Origin of the sequence: Enterobacter cloacae complex sp. GF14B, assembly GCF_004136805.1 — a bacterium.
Classification (GTDB): Bacteria; Pseudomonadota; Gammaproteobacteria; order Enterobacterales; family Enterobacteriaceae; genus Enterobacter; species Enterobacter hormaechei_C.
This window is the reverse complement of sequence record NZ_QFRV01000248.1, coordinates 1-1620: the sequence shown is the minus strand read 5'-3', so window position 1 is coordinate 1620 and position 1620 is coordinate 1. Positions and strand designations below refer to the sequence as shown.

The following is a 1620-nucleotide window of genomic DNA, read 5'->3' as shown; positions in this document are numbered from 1 at the left end:
TGGAACTACCCGATCCAGATCGCCCTGTGGAAATCCGCGCCGGCGCTGGCGGCGGGCAACGCAATGATCTTCAAGCCGAGCGAAGTGACACCGCTTACCGCCCTGAAGCTTGCTGAAATCTACACCGAAGCGGGCCTGCCGGACGGCGTGTTTAACGTCCTGCCGGGCGTAGGCGCGGAGACCGGCCAGTACCTGACCGAGCATCCGGGCATCGCCAAAGTCTCCTTTACCGGCGGCGTCGCCAGCGGCAAAAAGGTGATGGCGAACTCGGCGGCCTCGTCCCTGAAAGAGGTGACGATGGAGCTGGGCGGTAAATCCCCGCTGATAGTGTTTGACGATGCGGATCTGGATCTCGCGGCAGATATCGCCATGATGGCCAACTTCTTCAGCTCCGGCCAGGTGTGCACCAATGGCACCCGCGTGTTCGTGCCCGCGAAGTTCAAAGCCGCGTTTGAGCAAAAAATCGTTGAGCGCGTGGGCCGCATCCGCGCGGGCGATCTGTTCGATGAAGCTACCAACTTTGGTCCGATGGTCAGCTTCCCGCACCGGGACAGCGTGATGCGCTACATCGCCAAAGGCAAAGAGGAAGGCGCGCGCGTGCTGTGCGGCGGCGACGTGCTGAAGGGCGAAGGCTTCGATAACGGCGCGTGGGTGGCCCCAACCGTGTTCACCGACTGCACCGACGAGATGACCATCGTGCGCGAAGAGATCTTCGGCCCGGTGATGTCCATCCTCACCTATGAGTCCATTGAGGAAGCGATTCGCCGCGCCAACGACACCGACTACGGGCTGGCGGCAGGCATCGTCACGACCGACCTGAACCGCGCCCACGGCGCCATTCATCAGCTCGAAGCGGGCATCTGCTGGATCAACACCTGGGGCGAATCCGCCGCAGAGATGCCGGTGGGCGGCTACAAGCACTCCGGCATTGGCCGTGAGAACGGCGTCATGACGCTTCAGAGTTACACCCAGGTGAAGTCCATCCAGGTTGAGATGGGTAAATTCCAGTCCATATTTTAACCGGGAGGTTTATTTGCAATTTGACTACATCATTATCGGGGCCGGCTCTGCCGGCAACGTACTGGCAACACGACTGACTGAAGATCCAAACACCACCGTCCTGCTGCTTGAGGCGGGCGGGCCGGACTACCGCTTTGACTTCCGCACCCAGATGCCTGCCGCGCTGGCCTTCCCGTTGCAGGGCAAGCGCTACAACTGGGCGTATGAAACCGAGCCAGAGCCTTTCATGAACAACCGCCGCATGGAGTGCGGACGGGGTAAAGGGCTGGGCGGCTCGTCGCTGATCAACGGCATGTGCTACGTGCGCGGCAATGCAATGGATCTGGACAACTGGGCGAAAGAACCGGGTCTGGAGCACTGGAGCTATCTCAACTGCCTGCCCTACTACCGCAAGGCAGAGACCCGCGACGTGGGGCCGAACGACTACCACGGCGGCGACGGTCCGGTGAGCGTCACCACCTCTAAGCCGGGTGTGAACCCGCTGTTTGAAGCGATGGTGGAGGCAGGCGTGCAGGCGGGCTACCCGCGCACCGACGATCTCAACGGCTATCAGCAGGAAGGCTTTGGCCCGATGGATCGCACGGTCACGCCGCAGGGCCG

General features: G+C 61.9%; 2 protein-coding genes. Both read left to right on the top strand.

The genetic code is table 11. The features are described 5' to 3' along the window. On the top strand, positions 1–1020 hold a 1020-nt coding region (betB, locus tag DD606_RS25070), incomplete at its 5' end, for a betaine-aldehyde dehydrogenase (RefSeq protein WP_129259451.1). A 13-nt stretch (positions 1021–1033) separates the two neighbouring features. Next, positions 1034–1620 (top strand): GMC family oxidoreductase N-terminal domain-containing protein (locus DD606_RS25065; protein WP_176691491.1); only part of this gene is annotated, 587 nt, incomplete at its 3' end.